The organism is Streptococcus sp. NLN64 (assembly GCF_015831295.1).
Taxonomy (GTDB): domain Bacteria; phylum Bacillota; class Bacilli; order Lactobacillales; family Streptococcaceae; genus Streptococcus.
Map to the genome: position 1 here is coordinate 14,267 of NZ_JADXDQ010000009.1, position 15,821 is coordinate 30,087.

The following is a 15,821-nucleotide window of genomic DNA, read 5'->3' on the forward strand; positions in this document are numbered from 1 at the left end:
CCATCATCCTATCCAAAAAAAGGAAGGTTTGTCAGAGCTTTTAGGATGTCCCGACAAATCTTCCTCAGAGTTATAGAATTATTGGATCCTCCACTTGAGATAGGCATCCATGAAGCCATTCAAGTCCCCATCCATAACCTTATCCACCTGGGCTACTTCGTAACCGGTACGGTGGTCTTTCACCATGGTATATGGAGTGAATACATAGGAGCGGATCTGGCTACCCCAGGTTATTTCTTTTTTATCTCCTTTTAGGGCATCGACTTCAGCTGCCTTTTTCTCCTGCTCCAGTTGATAGAGTTTGGCTTGGAGGAGCTTCATTGCTCGGTCTCGGTTCCCGTACTGGGTCCGGTCTACGGTGGACTGGGTTACAATCCCAGTTGGGATGTGGGTTAACCGAACCCCGGTCGATACTTTGTTGACGTTTTGTCCACCGGCCCCTCCAGAACGGAAGGTGTCCATTTTAATTTCATCATCACGAATTTCAATCTCGATGGTGTCGTCCAACTCTGGCATGACCTCTACGGATGTAAAGGAGGTATGGCGGCGTTTGGCAGAATCAAAGGGAGAAATCCGAACAAGGCGGTGAACGCCCATTTCAGACTTGAGCAAGCCGTAGGCATTTGGGCCTTCAAAGGACAGGGTCACACTCTTGATGCCAGCCTCATCCCCAGCTTGGTAATCCAAGGTCTCAACCTTAAATCCATTGGCGTTGCCAAAACGGGTGTACATCCGCAGCAGCATATCTCCCCAATCCTGGGCCTCTGTTCCACCCGAACCGGGATGGATTTCCAGGATGGCATTGTTATGGTCATAAGGCTCGGACAGAAGCAAGGTCATCTCATATTGCGTCATCCGTTGCTCTAAATCTGCCAATTTCTCTAGCAACTCTTCCTGAAGACTCTCATCCTCGCTCAACCATTCAAAAAGTAATTCGGACTCGTCCGCTAACTCTTCCATTTGATGGAAATTTTCATAGGTTTGTTTACGCTCATTCAATTCTTGAGACACCTTCTGCGCCGCCTGATTGTCATTCCAGAAATCAGGATGGGTCATCTGGTGCTCCAATTGCGCAATCTCTTCCTCTAAAGCCTCTAAGTCAAAGAGACCCCCTAAAAGATGTTATTTTTTCACGGTTGGCAGCCAAACGCTGCCGAATTTCTGCATTGTCCATTGTGCATCCTCCTCTAGATTCTTCATCCTATTTTAACGTAAAGACGCCTTTAGGTCAAAGGCCTGATAGGCCTGATCCAACTCATCCAGTAAGGCTAGCTTGTCCCCTTCCGGCAAAAAGGCTGCCTGGGCACTATCACGGGTAATCTGGTAAACATCCCCCACCGTCAAGGAACCCACTTGAGCATCTAAGGTGCCAAATTCTTGGGTCAAACTGCTAGAGGATACCGTCCGGTTATCGGTATTGATGCTAACGGCCAGACCCGTTTCTCGGAAGATCCCAAAGGGATAGGTTTCCCAAGATACAGATGCTCCCGTCTGCAAATTGGAAATCGGGCACATCTCCAGCAAGATTCCTGCCGACTTCAAATCCTCCGCCTGTGACAAATCCTTGATCAAGGCAATCCCGTGGCCAATGCGTCTTGCCCCATAATCCAAGGCCCACAGAACATTATCGAGATTTCCTGTTTCTCCTGCATGAGCTGTAAAAGGAATACCCGCAGCTCGGGCTTCTAGGAATAACTCTTTAAAAAGGGGCATCGGGTACTTACTTTCATCACCAGCCACATCCAAGGCTACAATACCTTGACCCAGGTATTTCTCCGCCAAGCCCAGAACTTGACGATTCACATCCTCAGACCGACCTCGCATCATACAGAGAATCAAGCCCAGACGAATAGGATAGACCGCCTGCGCTAGTTTAACTCCCTCAATAGCCGCTTGCACCACTTGCTCCATACTGAAATCAGCTGTCTGAATAAAATCGGGCGAAAAACGGATTTCCAAATAACGAACGCCTTCTGCAGCAGCCTGCTTCGCCACACTCAACACCGCAATCATCATGGCTTTTTCAGATGCCAAGACTTTGGTGGTCACAGGGAAACACCGTAAATACTCCGTTAGGTTCAAGCAAGTAGCTGGCGCTACCGCCTCCTTCAAAAGGTCTTCCTCGGTTTTAGTAAGTCCTTCTAATTGGTAAAGCTGGCTTAAAGCATGTAGATCAACAGAGCCATCCAAATGACAATGGAGTTCCACTTTGGGCAGATTCAATAAGGTTTCCATGATTCATCCTCTCAGGTAGATTTTTCCTATCATACGATATTTCTGATTTTTCGTCAACGATGTTTCTAAAATTTTCACCCAAAAGAATGGAAATTCCACACTTTCTACTTTCAATGAACTTAAAAGATTCGTGGTTTTACGAATAAATCAGATACAATCATCGTTTGAAATCTAGTATGCAAACGACATAAGGAAATCAAACTCTAGTAATCAATCACTAACGCTCTCCTCCTTCATGAGCCAATCTACAATGTAATCAACCTTAATCCCATCAATCTCATTCACTCCTTCATACCTCCCTGTTATCAAGGTTTTCTTGAAGTTGTCTTTGATTAACAACAAATGATCTGTTTCATGACTATTTTCTGGGATTTGGTAGGCAACTTGATAGTATTCAACCACCTCACCTTTCTTGGCAATAAAATCTATCTCTTTGTCATCTAATCTTACAACGTTGACCTTATAGCCTCTTCTTAGTAACTCCACAAAAACAATATTCTCCAATCGATTCCCTTGATTACTATTGCTAAAACTGACAGCGTGGTTTCTTAACCCATTATCAACCATAAAGTATTTTGCATTGTTCCTTAAAAGAGCCTTTCCTCTAATATCGTAAGACTTTGTTTCATAAAATAGAAATGCGTCTCTTAATAGTTCCAGATACCGGACCATTGTATGGTTCGAAACTTCGATTTTTTCATTTTTTAATACATTAACAATTTTACTAGGGTTAACGAGTTGGCCAACATTATCCGCTAAATACGAAACGATATTTTTAAGCACCTGAGTATCTCTGATTCTTCCCCTTGTTGCAATATCATTTAATAAAATAGAATCATATATCCCAGAGAGAATACTCTCTTTTAAGTATTCATTCGATAAGACAACACCTGGAAATCCACCATACTTTTCATACTCTCTATAAGCAATATCAACCTCTCTCGATTTTTCATCAATCCCTTTCACAACTAGAAATTCTTTGAAGGAAAAAGGATAGACTTCAATCTCTACATATCTGCCACTCAGTAAGGTAGCCAACTCTCCAGATAATAACTTGGCATTGGAGCCTGTTATCGTAATATCACAATTATAACTAACCCGCAATCCATTGATAACCCTTTGCCATCCCTCAACAAATTGAATTTCATCCACCAATACATAAAATGGATCATTATTTTTAGGGATTGCATTCAAAATAGTCTCTCTAAACTCCTCTGCTGTAGTGATTAATTGATTTTCAAAACTTTCTAAATTTAGATAGATGATGTTCTCTTCCTTAATCCCTGACTCTAATAAATAATCTTTATACTGCATGAGTAGGACCGATTTCCCACACCGTCTAACCCCAGTTATAACTTTAATAAAATCAGTATCTTTAAAATCCAGCACTTTTTTTAAATAAAACAATCTCTGATACATTTTCATCCCCCTTAATTGGAAGTACACTTCCAATTATACCTGTTTTCTGTGTTTTTTGGAAGTATACTTCCAATTTCTGTTCATTCTTAGACTTTTTGGAAGTATACTTCCAATTTTTAACTAGTATTTCAGGAAGTCTAGCAAATAGTCTGAGATTCTAGTTGAAAAATTACAAAAAGCAGTGAGCAGATCCTGTCTCAAGGAACTGACCACTGCTTTCTTCGTTCAAATTTTCTTAAATAGCGTTTTTATCCAGACCCATCCGGCGTTGGATCCATTTCACCACTTCAACAATCACCAACATGAGAACACTTCCAATAATGACAACAGTCCATTGTTCCAAGTTCAGTTCTGTTACGTGGAAGATTTTTTCCAAAGGCTTCACAACAATTGTAGCTGCCAGTAGTACGAAGGAAACAACAATGGACCAGTTAAAGGTTTTAGACTTAAATGGTCCAACCGTAAAGATGGATTGGTAAACAGATTTAACGTTAAAGGCATGTACCAATTGGATCAAACCAAGGGTCGCAAAGGCCATGGTCAAGGCATCGGCGTGAATCGCTTCATATCCAGAATGTACTGGATTTTGAATGGCATACCAGTAAACTGCCAAGACAAGGAGTCCTTGAAGAATACCTTGGTAGATAATGGAGCTGAGTACCCCACCAGAGAAGAAGCTGGAATTACGGCCACGAGGCTTGTGCTGCATGACACCTGGTTCTGCCGGCTCAACCCCAAGGGCAATTGCTGGGAAGGTATCAGTAACCAAGTTAATCCACAAGAGGTGAACGGGTTCCAAAACATCCCATCCAAAGAGGGTTGCCAAGAAGATGGTCAAGACCTCAGCCGTATTGGCAGAAAGGAGATATTGAATGGTTTTCTGGATATTGGAGAAAACCTTCCGACCTTCTTCAACCGCCACGATAATGGTTGCGAAGTTATCATCCGCGAGAACCATGTCAGATGCTCCTTTAGAAACCTCTGTACCAGTAATCCCCATTCCGATACCGATATCGGCTGTTTTGAGGGCTGGCGCATCGTTGACCCCATCCCCTGTCATGGCTACAACCTTCCCTTGGTTTTGCCATGCTTTCACAATCCGCACCTTGTGCTCAGGTGAGACACGCGCATAAACCGAATACTGACCAACAACTTTTTCAAATTCTTCATCAGACATCTCATTCAGTTCAGCCCCTGTTAAAACATGATCTTCTGTATCTGCAGGATCGATGATGCCCAAACGTTTCGCAATCGCTTCTGCTGTATCTTGATGGTCTCCAGTAATCATGATTGGACGGATTCCAGCTTCTTTCGCTACACGCACAGCTTCTGCTGCTTCAGCCCGTTCTGGATCAATCATTCCAATCAAGCCAGTGAAGATCAAGTCATTTTCAAGGTTCTCAGAAGTCAACTCTTCTGGAACGGCATCGATGATTTTATAGGCACCTGCCAGAACCCGTAAGGCTTCTTTAGCCATGGCCGAGTTGTTTTGGGCAATTAATTGACTGGTTGCTTCATCAATTGGAGCAATTTTCCCAGCCTTGTCACGGCTGACACAACGTTTAAGCAATTGGTCAGGAGCTCCTTTGACCGCTACAAGGAAGCGTCCATCTTCCAGAGGATGAACGGTAGACATGAGTTTCCGATCGGAATCAAATGGCAACTCAGCTACTCGTGGGAATTTTTCCAAGTAAGCTGTTACGTCAAAGCCCTTGTCTAAGGCATATTGAATAAAGGCTGTTTCAGTTGGATCTCCGATAAGATTTCCATCCGCGTCAATCTTAGTATCATTGGCTAAGACAACCGAACGAAGAACTGGTAAATCTAATCCAAGCGCAAGCTCGTCTTTAGAGTCATGCAATTCGCCGTCGTAGAAGACTTTTTCAACCGTCATCTTGTTCATGGTCAAGGTACCGGTCTTATCACTGGCAATGATCTCAGTTGAACCAAGGGTTTCAACCGCTGGCAAGTTCCGAACAATCGCATTCCGTTTGGCCAAAACTTGCGTTCCAAGTGCCAAGACAATCGTTACGATGGCTGGCAAACCTTCTGGAATAGCCGCAACGGCCAAGGCTACTGCTGTCATTAATCCTTCCAACCAAGGTTGACCACGGAAGACGACCCCAACCAGGAAGGTTATTGCTGCAATTCCCAAGATCGCAAAGGTCAAGAACTTAGACAACTGGTTGAGGTTTTCTTTCAATGGTGTTGCAGTCTCGTCTGCATTTTGCAACATGCCGGCGATGTGACCTACTTCAGTGTACATACCGGTATTGACAACAACCCCGGTACCCCGTCCATACGTTACATTGGAGTTTTGGAAGGCCATATTGACCCGATCTCCGATACCTGCATCTTCTGCTAGGCTTACTGACAAGTCCTTTTCAACTGGGACAGACTCCCCTGTCAGAGCCGCCTCTTCAATTTTTAACGAATTGGCTTCTAAAAGGCGCATATCTGCAGGCACCACATCCCCTGCTTCAAGCAGGACGATATCTCCTGGCACTAATTCCTTAGAAGAAATCTCCGTTACATTACCGTCACGTAAAACACGCGCCGCAGGGGTTGACATGTTTTTAAGAGCTTCAATTGCTTCTTCAGCTTTCCCTTCTTGGTAAACCCCAAACATGGCATTAATGACAACTACGGCTAAAATAATAAGGGCATCCGCAATGTCATGCCCACCAGAAGTAATCACGGACAAGGCCGCCGCGATCAAAAGGATGATAATCATCAAATCCTTAAACTGCTCTAGGAATTTCTGCAGCAAGGTCTTCTTCTGGCCCTCATCCAACTCATTGGCACCAAATTGTTCCAAACGCTCTTTGGCTTGAGCGCTCGTCAATCCCTCCTGCTTGGAATCAACCAAACTCAAGGTTTCTTCGGGGCTCTTAGTAAAAAAAGCAACTTTTTGTTGTTCTTTTGACAAAACTCTCCTCTTTCTAGTCTCTTTTTGGCAAACAAAAAGAGACTTGTTTTATTGAACAAGTCTCGCTATTTCATCCAAGGCCGGAAATGAATTTCGGATTGACGACCTTGACACGGTTGGAACCGTTAGCTACTCCCTTGATTTCTATAGTATTTTATCAAATGAAAAGAAGAATGGCAAGGCTCATGCAGAAAAAGTCTTAGGACAAAAGGGCTATTCCCCCTCATCCGTCCAAGTCAAACGAAAGTCATACTCGGCAAAAACAGAGTCCCCGTCAGCTGATAAAAGCTGATAGCACATGACCAAGGTCTGGGCTGAAATATCCAGTTGCATCGAATCCGTTTGGCTAATAAATTGTTGCAGACCCATCGGCGTGTGCACCCCTACCGGTACCTGCTTCTGATCCACAAATCGCATAATGGACTGGGGGGTGCTAAAACGGGTCATAACCAGCTCATCCTCTTTAAACTTGAGAACCACCTTCTCCCCCTCTTCGTTTTTATATAGAAAATAGGTAAAATCTCCTTTTTGGCGTTGCTCGGCCTCATAGGCTTGATGGACCACTTCCTTTTGGTCACCAACCTGAATGTAATTGGTAATTTCAATCTTCACGGTAAAACTCCTCGATGGTTTGACGAATGGTGTCGACACTTGGTCGAACTTGACTTTCCAAACTTTTGGCCGCAGGTATGGGGCTGAACAGGCTAGTCAGACGTTTCAGATGTCCTCGATAGCCCAGTTCCACTAAAGAGGCCATGATTTCTGCAGCTACTCCAAAATCTCCATAACTCTCGGTCACAACTAATGTCTTGTCTGATTTCATGGCCGCTTCCAACAAGCCGTGGCGATCTAGCGGACTGACTGTTACAGGATCCACCAGGGTCACCTGATAAGGCAGCCCCTCAAGGGCTTCCTGAACTAGTGGAAGCATGGCTCCAAGGGCGATAATCGTTAGATCATTTCCTTCTTGTAATACCTTCACCTTGCCCAAGTCTACTTCATAAGGCTCTTCGGGAACATTTCCTACTGTCCTATAAAGCGATTTGGGTTCCAAAACCAAGACAGGGTCTGGTCTGGCCACAGCCGCCATCAGCAGGCCTTTGGCATCATAGGGATTGCTGGGCATGACAACGTGCAAGCCCGGAACATGGGCAAACCAAGCTTCCAAACTTTGGGAATGTTGGGTGCCTGCTCCAGTCCCTCCTCCTGAGGCCGCCCGAATCACCACGGGAGCTGTCATGGTCCCACAAGATGTATAGGCAATTTTGGCAATTTGATTGACGAGTGGGTCCATCGCAACCGTCAAGAAATCCGAAAACTGAATTTCCATAATCGGACGTTTACCTAAAATGGCCGACCCCATGGCTACCCCTGTCATGGCTGCTTCCGAAATGGGCGTTTCCAAAACACGGTCTGGGAATTTTTCAATCAATCCCTTGGTTGCTCCAAATCCACCGCCGTATACACCCACATCTTCTCCCAAAACAAAGGCTCGTGAATCCTTCTCGAGGATTTGTTCTTGAGCCTCTCGGATGGCTTCCAAAAAACTGAGCTGTCTTCCCTTATTCATTTTCGACCTCACACCCCGCTGCAGGACTGGCATAAGCCTCTGCAGCTTCCTCCATTAAAGTTTGATAAATGCGTTCTTCCATAAAAGCGAGTTCATCTTGAGTCCGGTAGCCTTCAATTAGAATGAAGTCGCGCAAGGCCACAATTGGATCTTGGTAGTTTAAGTAGTCATCCTTGGTGCGATAGTCTTCTTTATCCGACCGAGAATGGCCTCTGAACCGATAAGTTGTCACCTCCATGAGGACAGGTCCATCTTTAAGAACTTGACGCGCCTGTAAAAAGGCCTCTGCAACCGTAAAAATATCCTGTCCATTGATCTTGAGGCTCTTCATCTCATAATTCTGTCCCCGGCTAACAATGTCTCCAGCAGTCATATGATCCGTATAGGAAGACATGGCGTACTGATTGTTTTCAATAATGAAGAGTATCGGTAACTTCCAGACGCTTGCCAAATTCAGGCTTTCATGGAAAGTTCCTTGGTTAGTCGCCCCATCCCCTGAAAAACAGAGGACCACCTGATTCTTCTGATCCATCTGAAGTGCCTTGGCCAAACCAAGCGCAATGGGGAAGTTTCCACCAACAATGCCATTTCCCCCAATAAACCCCTTGGAAAAATCAGAAATCTGCATGGAGCCTGCCCGCCCCCGGTTGATCCCTGATTCCCGACCAAAAATCTCTGCAAACATGGCCTTCGTTGATAATCCCTTAGCAATGGCATGACCATGATTACGGTGTGTCGACAGGGCATAATCTCCTCGATCAGCCAAGGTCAAGATGGCTGTTGCAATAGCCTCTTCCCCATTGTATAAATGGGTAGTCCCATAGATTTTCCCTTGATTGTTGTAATCATCGAGGATATTTTCAAATTGACGAATCTTAACCATTGTTTCATACCACGAAAGAATGGTCTCTTTTGCCCATTTCATTGACCGATCATCCCCTTTTTGATTTTTCATATCCCCATTTTATCAAAATAAGTATGGTTTCCCAAATCGAGATACTTTGGACTGTTGATAGATTCCTAAGCGCAATCAACTCCTCACACAGTTTTCAAAAGATGCTTACCTTTACATCAAGCGGAAATAGTGGAATCGCTGATTTTATGGTAAAATGTTGCTATGATTGAAAAGGTTTTTCGGGATCCTGTTCACAACTATGTTCATGTGAACGACCCTATTATTTACCAATTAATTAACAGCAGGGAATTTCAACGGCTACGTCGGATTAAACAACTGGGGACGTCCAGTTTTACCTTTCACGGAGGAGAACATAGCCGTTTTTCACACTGTCTTGGAGCTTATGAGTTAGCACGTCAAGTCACGCAAAATTTTACGGAATCGTATCCGGATATCTGGAATCCAGGGGAAAACCTCTTAACCATGACAGCTGCCTTGCTTCATGATGTCGGACATGGTGCCTATTCTCATACGTTCGAAGGGCTCTTCCATACCGACCATGAGCTAATGACGCAACGCATTATCCTGGATCCAAACAGTCAGGTTCACCAGATACTTCTTCAGGTAGCCCCTGATTTTCCGGAGAAAGTGGCCAGTGTTATTGATCATACTTATCCAAACAAGCAGGTGGTCCAGCTCATTTCCAGTCAAATTGATGTCGATCGGATGGATTATCTTTTACGGGATTCCTATTTCACTGGCACTCACTATGGAGAATTTGATTTAACGCGGATTCTCCGCGTCATGGAGCCGGTGTCCAATGGTATCGCATTTCGTCGGAATGGCCTTCATGCAGTGGAGGACTATATTGTCAGCCGCTTCCAGATGTATATGCAGATTTACTTCCATCCTGCCACACGCGCTATGGAAGTCCTGCTCCACAAACTCTTGGAGCGAGCTCGGAAGATTTTCCCGGAGTATCGGGATTACTTTGCCTACTCTTCCCCTCGCCTCCTCCCTTTCTTTCAGGAAGAAGTTAGTTTGGAGGATTATTTGGCACTAGACGATGGAGTTTTGTCCACCTATTTCCAATCCTGGATGACTAGTCCCGATAAGATTCTTTCAGACTTGGCCCAGCGTGTCATTAACCGTCGTGTTTTCAAGTCCATTCTTTTTGAAAAAGAGGATGAAGAGCATCTCCAAGTACTTCGTGACTTGGTTCAAGAGGTTGGATTTGATCCCCTTTATTACACCGCTATCCATCGTAATTTCGATTTGCCTTACGATATCTACCGTCCTGATGAAGGCCGGTCTAAGACTCAAATTGAAATCCTGCAAAAAGACGGTAGCTTGAGAGAACTGTCTAGCCTATCCCCTTTGGTTCAGGCTTTGACCGGTACCCGCTACGGAGACCATCGCTTTTATTTCCCTAAGGAAATGATGGGCGAGAATGATCTCTTTTCCTTTCAAGGAAAAACCTTCCAATCCTACATTCAAAACGATAGCTTTATTTATGGAGAACCTAAAGAATGAGTATCAAATTAGTGGCCGTTGATATCGACGGAACCTTAATCACACCCGATAAAAAAATCACAAAAGAAGTCAAAGAAGCCGTCCTTGAGGCGAGTCAGGCCGGAGTTCAAGTGGTCATTGCCACTGGCCGTCCTGTTGCTGGGGTTCACCACCTACTTGAAGAACTGGAGCTCAACAAAACTGGACACTATGTCATCACCTTCAATGGCGCGCTCGTACAAGACGCAGCGACTGGCCAAGAGCTGGTCAAAGACATCCTAACCTATCAAGACTATCTGGACATCGAGTACTATTCCCGCCTTCTTGGCGTTCACATGCACGCCATCACCAAGCAAGGGATTTTCACTGCCAACCGCAACATCGGCAAATACACCGTCCATGAATCCCAGTTGGTCAACATGCCCATCTTCTACCGAACACCAGAAGAAATGGAGGGCAAGAAAATCATCAAAACCATGTATATTGATGAACCGGAAATACTCGATGCTGCCATTGCCAAGTTGCCAGCGGAATTCTACGACCGCTTCACCATCGTCAAATCCACTCCTTTTTATTTAGAAATTCTTAAAAAAAGCGCCAATAAAGGGCGGGCCATCCAACAATTGGCTCAAGAGCTAGGGTTAACAATGGACCAAACCATGGCCATCGGGGACGAGGAAAATGACCTCGCCATGCTAGAAGTCGTCGGCCACCCCGTCGTCATGGAAAACGGCAATCCCAACGTCAAAAAAATCGCCAAACACATCACCAAATCCAATCAAGAATCCGGCGTAGCCTACGCCATTAGAAAGTGGGTATTGGACTAATGTATACCTATAAAGTCAACTCTGATCTCCAAGAATATGATCAGTTTGTCAGCCAGCACCCCCAGGCCAACCTTCTTCAAAGTAGTTCGTGGGCCATTATTAAAGATAACTGGAAAAGTGAACGGCTGATTTTCCTAGATCAAAATGAAACCCTTGTGGCTTCCGCACTCGTTTTAATTCGTCCACTTCCACTTGGACTCACCATGCTTTATGTCCCGCGCGGCCCAATAATGGATTATCAAAATCAAAACTTGGTGACCTTCGTCATGAAAACCCTCAAAAAACGAGCAAAAGAACACAAAGCTATTTTTGCCAAAATAGACCCTAGCCTCTTCCTCAGTAAGACGCTTCCCGATGGGAGCTTGGAGGCTGACCCACTCACTCAAACAGCTATTGAGCATCTTGAGACAGCTGGTGCAAAATGGACTGGCCCAACCCAAGATATCAGCGATACAATCCAACCCCGCTTTCATGCAAATATCTACAAAGGCTACTTCGGCGAAGAACACTTAGCAAAACGTACCCGACAGAACATCCGTACCGCTCGCAACAAGGGATTGGAAATTGTATTTGGAGGTGAAGAATTACTAGACGCCTTCTCCGACCTCATGAAGCGAACAGAAGATCGGAAAAATATTTCTTTACGAGGGAAAGACTACTACCAGAAACTTCTCACAACGTATGGTAATGACGCCTTCATCACGATAGCTCAATTGAATCTTGTAGAACGTAAAAAACTCTTAGAAAAAGAACTACACAAAAAACAAGAAGAAGCAAAAAAATTTGACAATAATAACCAGTCCAACAAATCGCTACAAAACCAAGATGACCAAAAACGACTCCAATCTGAACTTGATTTCCTAACACAAATGCAAGAAATCCACGGAGATCTCGTCGCAATTTCAGGAACCCTCACCCTTGAATATGGCCCAACAGCGGAAAATATTTATGCCGGAATGAACGACGATTTTGCACGCTACCAAGCACCATTATTAACTTGGTATGAGACTGCCCTACACAGTTTCAATCGTGGAAAAAAGTGGCATAACATGGGGGGAGTAGAAAACAGTCTTGACGGTGGCCTTTATAACTTTAAGAAAAATCTTTCTCCTGTCATCGAAGAATTTGTTGGAGAATTTGATCTACCTACTAGCACTCTTTATCCACTTGCAAACTTAGCACTTAAAGTTCGAAAAAAATTAAGGAAGTAAAATTTCATGTTAGAGACGATAACTCCCCAAGAATTTGAACAGCTTCATATTGAAAAGCGTTCTTACATGCAAAGTCCACAAATGGCTAGTCTCCTGGAAAAACGAGGCTACACGATTGAATTCTTAGCCTATAAAGAAAACAATCAAATCCAAGTTGCTGCCATGGTTCAAACCATGCCTATGACGGGCGGCCTTCATATGGAAATTACCTTAGGTCCCTTGGTCGTAGAACCTTCAGGTCTAACATCATTCTATCAAGCACTTCAAACCTACGCCAAGAAAAAAGGGGTTTTGGAACTCATCATTTTTCCAAACACTTCTTATCAAGAATACACCACAGATGGAGAAGCAATCGGTTCGGAAAACAGAGCTGAATTGGAATTACTAGAAAATCTAGGTTTTCAATTTCAAGGTTTTAAAACTGGCTATACTGCTTCTGCTCCTAATTGGGTTTACCTAAAAGACTTGAGCGGTTTGGATGAACAATCACTTCTGAGCTCCTTCACCAAAAATGGTAAGGCCCTTGTGAAAAAAGCCAACACTTTTGGAATCAAACTTCGCCCACTTACAAGAGATGAACTCCCTCTCTTTAAAGAGGTAACCGAAGCGACTTCTAGCCGTCGTGATTTTTCAGACAAAGAGCTCTCCTACTATGAATATTTCTTTGATAGTTTTGGAGATCGAGCTGAGTTTATGGCAGCCTTCCTTAATTTCCAAGAATATGCACAGGAAATCCAAAAAGGGCAGCAGGTTTTAGCTCAAAAAATTGCAAAATTGGAAGAAAGACCAGCCAGTACAAAACGAGATAACCAATTACGTGAATTCAACTCACAGCTTGAAACCTTTGATGTACGGCTAGCTGAAGCACAAGATTTCATTGAGAAGTACGGTTCTGAAGATATTCTCTTGGCTGCTTCCCTCTTCCTCTATATGCCCGAAGAAACCGTCTACCTCTTCTCTGGTTCCTATCCTGAATTTAATAAATTTTACGCTCCAGCATTGCTACAAGAATACGTGATGAAGGAAGCCATTAAACGAGGAATTGCACACTACAACCTCCTGGGAATCATGGGCCAATTTGATGGACAGGATGGAGTCCTCCGTTTCAAACAAAACTTCAATGGCTATATTAGCCAAAAAGCAGGAACCTTCATCTATTACCCATTCCCATTCAAAGCAAAAATCCTACAAGGGATTAAGAACATTTTAGGTAGAAAATAAGCGTAAGAAAATACCCCAGACCCTCTGTCTACAAAAAAGAATCGGCACCTTGATGTGACCGATTCTTTTTCTTTACGCACGTTTAACAGCAATTGCTGGAGAACCTAGCTGGTTGTCTTCAGCCACACGACTGCGAACATTCCAGAGGTAATCTAGGCTATGCCAACCACTTAGAGATTTGGTGTAAGGATCTGAAACCTTAACTTTTCCGTCCTTGTATTCGGACAGCACAATCTCATGAGTAGATGGGTAGTTCACAAAGACACTCGCCCCGACCGCCAGTAGGACTGGATTCCCAGCTTGAAGAGCAGCCTGAATAGCATTACGGCTATTTAAAACTTCGTGTTTGTAACCCCACTTATTAACAGCCTTCACAATTCCATTGGTCTCTGTTCCAGGCCCAAACTTGTTAAAAGCATTGGTATTGTGATAGATATAGTCTCCAACCTCAGTTGGTAAAACAGTTTTGCCAGAAAGTCCTGAGAAGACCATAGCTAGGCTGGTAGGAACACAACCTGTTGGTCCAAATTTGTAGCCACCATACCATTTTTGAGACCAGCGACTATCCAACTGGGAATAATAAGGTATTTCCACGCGAGCGGCTGCTTGTTTTGGAGCTGATGGAACAGCACTTGTGTTTGGCAAAGTTGTTTTTTCAAGTTTTGCCCGCTCTATTTTTGCAAGTGCAAGGAGCTTATCGATATCGATACCACCAGGACAAAGGGTTGCGGACACCTCGTCATGACCAACCACGTGGTTGCGGTCCAATGGAATATCATAACGGAGGGAAATATCCGCAATCAACTTCGCTGAATTGCGATATGTTGCCTCAGCGATGGTCCAATGTGGGCCTAAACTATTGTTGAGGTGCTCAATACCAATGGAACGTTGATTGGTTGGATAATGCCCTGCATGCCAAGCCACTTCGTTTTCTGGCACAACTCCCCAAATCTTGTCTGGAGTCACTTGATAGTGGGCTGAAGTTTCATTACCGTTGCGAATATACCAAGTTGCTCGGGCTCCTTCGTCACTCATTCCAGCGTTGTGATGAATCACAATCCGATCAATCTTCACACGATTTTTATCAGAGTAGACTGGATTTTCATCAATATGGGTAACAGTTCCAGAATATTTCTTGTTCCCGACCCATTTTTCAGGAAGACCTTTACCAGAAGTTGATTGATTCCCTTGAGTCTCCTCTTTTTTCTCTTCAAGAGTATGCGATGGACCATAAGCTACATAACGTCTTTGTCCAGTATAGGAAATATAAGATAACCAGTGGTAACCGTTGGTTGTTACAATTCGATCATAATTTACTTTGTTCCCGACTTCATAAACCGCAAGGGTCGGACTTGTTACAACAGGTTCATTCTTTACATCCGAACGTTTCGTAAATATGTAACTACCTTGAGCCGGGAGATTATGTGGAATTGGCCGACTAACAACGATCGTTTTTTGAGGAACGGTTACCCTTGTTCCAGATAAAAATTCACGCTTATTTTGATTGGTTACGTAATAAACATGGGTGAGATAGCTACCCGCGTCATTCTTATGATCCTTGGTTTCAATCCGGACTTTATAACTACCATCCGCTTGTTTTACAGCCTTATGCCAGATAAGATCATCTTGACCATTTTTCTCAGACCAAGTTGGAACTAGAACTTCCTTCACTCCTTGTGGATGATTCACCTGACTGATAACCACATCATATCCACTTTCATTGATATTCCTTGTTGAGACTTGACCTGTTTTTTGAACCACTGGAGCTTGAGGGACAGTTACCTTGGTTCCAGTTACATATTCCCGGTTATTTTGGTTTGTCACATAGTAAACATGGGTGAGATAGCTACCCGCGTCATTCTTATGATCCTTGGTTTCAATCCGGACTTTATAACTACCATCCGCTTGTTTTACAGCCTTATGCCAGATAAGATCATCTTGACCATTTTTCTCAGACCAAGTTGGAACTAGAACTTCCTTCACTCCTTGTGGGTGGTTGACT

Annotated in this window: 12 protein-coding genes; 4 read left to right on the forward strand and 8 right to left on the reverse strand. The window is 43.9% G+C overall.

Annotated features, from left to right (window positions below; all coding sequences use genetic code 11):
* Positions 1-78 precede the first annotated feature (78 nt).
* From prfB to I2503_RS02450, 7 genes are all read right to left on the reverse strand, one after another.
* Positions 79-1,174 (reverse strand): peptide chain release factor 2 gene (gene prfB / locus I2503_RS02420; RefSeq protein ID WP_196091973.1). Its coding sequence is split into 2 segments (ribosomal slippage): positions 79-1,101 and positions 1,103-1,174, totalling 1,095 coding nucleotides; the frame shifts between segments, so codons are not numbered across the junction.
* A 32-nt stretch (positions 1,175-1,206) separates the two neighbouring features.
* Positions 1,207-2,235, reverse strand: a complete 1,029-nt coding sequence (add, locus tag I2503_RS02425; protein WP_196966897.1) for an adenosine deaminase — start codon at positions 2,233-2,235, stop codon at positions 1,207-1,209.
* A gap of 210 nt (positions 2,236-2,445) precedes the next feature.
* Complete coding sequence (locus I2503_RS02430) at positions 2,446-3,654, reverse strand: ATP-binding protein (protein WP_196966898.1); 1,209 nt, start codon at positions 3,652-3,654, stop codon at positions 2,446-2,448.
* A 235-nt stretch (positions 3,655-3,889) separates the two neighbouring features.
* Complete coding sequence (locus tag I2503_RS02435) at positions 3,890-6,583, reverse strand: cation-translocating P-type ATPase (protein WP_196966899.1); 2,694 nt, start codon at positions 6,581-6,583, stop codon at positions 3,890-3,892.
* Between the two features lie 213 nt (positions 6,584-6,796).
* Complete coding sequence (locus I2503_RS02440) at positions 6,797-7,195, reverse strand: DUF1934 domain-containing protein (RefSeq protein ID WP_196966900.1); 399 nt, start codon at positions 7,193-7,195, stop codon at positions 6,797-6,799.
* A complete protein-coding gene (locus I2503_RS02445; RefSeq protein WP_196966901.1) occupies positions 7,185-8,153 on the reverse strand; it encodes a transketolase C-terminal domain-containing protein in 969 nt (322 codons plus the stop codon). Before I2503_RS02445 ends, I2503_RS02440 begins: the two co-directional genes overlap by 11 nt.
* Complete coding sequence (locus I2503_RS02450) at positions 8,146-9,078, reverse strand: thiamine pyrophosphate-dependent dehydrogenase E1 component subunit alpha (RefSeq protein WP_196966902.1); 933 nt, start codon at positions 9,076-9,078, stop codon at positions 8,146-8,148. Before I2503_RS02450 ends, I2503_RS02445 begins: the two co-directional genes overlap by 8 nt.
* Before the next feature lie 192 nt (positions 9,079-9,270).
* Between I2503_RS02450 and I2503_RS02455 the strand changes: the two genes are divergently transcribed.
* The 4 genes from I2503_RS02455 to I2503_RS02470 are packed head-to-tail and all read left to right on the forward strand — an operon-like array spanning position 9,271 to position 13,819.
* Positions 9,271-10,581, forward strand: a complete 1,311-nt coding sequence (locus I2503_RS02455; RefSeq protein WP_196966903.1) for an HD domain-containing protein — start codon at positions 9,271-9,273, stop codon at positions 10,579-10,581.
* Positions 10,578-11,387 carry a sugar-phosphatase gene (gene yidA / locus I2503_RS02460; protein WP_196966904.1) on the forward strand — a complete coding sequence of 270 codons (810 nt, stop codon included), beginning with the start codon at positions 10,578-10,580 and terminating at the stop codon, positions 11,385-11,387. Before I2503_RS02455 ends, yidA begins: the two co-directional genes overlap by 4 nt.
* Positions 11,387-12,598 (forward strand): aminoacyltransferase, encoded by a 1,212-nt coding sequence (locus tag I2503_RS02465; protein ID WP_196966905.1) that lies wholly within the window; start codon positions 11,387-11,389, stop codon positions 12,596-12,598. Before yidA ends, I2503_RS02465 begins: the two co-directional genes overlap by 1 nt.
* A 6-nt stretch (positions 12,599-12,604) precedes the next feature.
* Positions 12,605-13,819: an aminoacyltransferase gene (locus I2503_RS02470; protein ID WP_196966906.1), complete on the forward strand. Its 1,215-nt coding sequence runs from the start codon at positions 12,605-12,607 to the stop codon at positions 13,817-13,819.
* A 72-nt stretch (positions 13,820-13,891) separates the two neighbouring features.
* Here I2503_RS02470 and I2503_RS02475 read toward each other — a convergent pair.
* On the reverse strand, positions 13,892-15,821 hold a 1,930-nt coding region (locus tag I2503_RS02475; protein ID WP_196966907.1), incomplete at its 5' end, for a GBS Bsp-like repeat-containing protein.

Coding starts and splice junctions, on each gene's coding strand:
- add (WP_196966897.1), bottom strand. CDS start 2,235: ATGGAAACCTTATTGAATCTGCCCAAAGTGGAACTCCATTGTCATTTG.
- I2503_RS02430 (WP_196966898.1), bottom strand. CDS start 3,654: ATGTATCAGAGATTGTTTTATTTAAAAAAAGTGCTGGATTTTAAAGAT.
- I2503_RS02445 (WP_196966901.1), bottom strand. CDS start 8,153: ATGAATAAGGGAAGACAGCTCAGTTTTTTGGAAGCCATCCGAGAGGCT.
- I2503_RS02450 (WP_196966902.1), bottom strand. CDS start 9,078: ATGAAATGGGCAAAAGAGACCATTCTTTCGTGGTATGAAACAATGGTT.
- I2503_RS02455 (WP_196966903.1), top strand. CDS start 9,271: ATGATTGAAAAGGTTTTTCGGGATCCTGTTCACAACTATGTTCATGTG.
- yidA (WP_196966904.1), top strand. CDS start 10,578: ATGAGTATCAAATTAGTGGCCGTTGATATCGACGGAACCTTAATCACA.
- I2503_RS02465 (WP_196966905.1), top strand. CDS start 11,387: ATGTATACCTATAAAGTCAACTCTGATCTCCAAGAATATGATCAGTTT.
- I2503_RS02470 (WP_196966906.1), top strand. CDS start 12,605: ATGTTAGAGACGATAACTCCCCAAGAATTTGAACAGCTTCATATTGAA.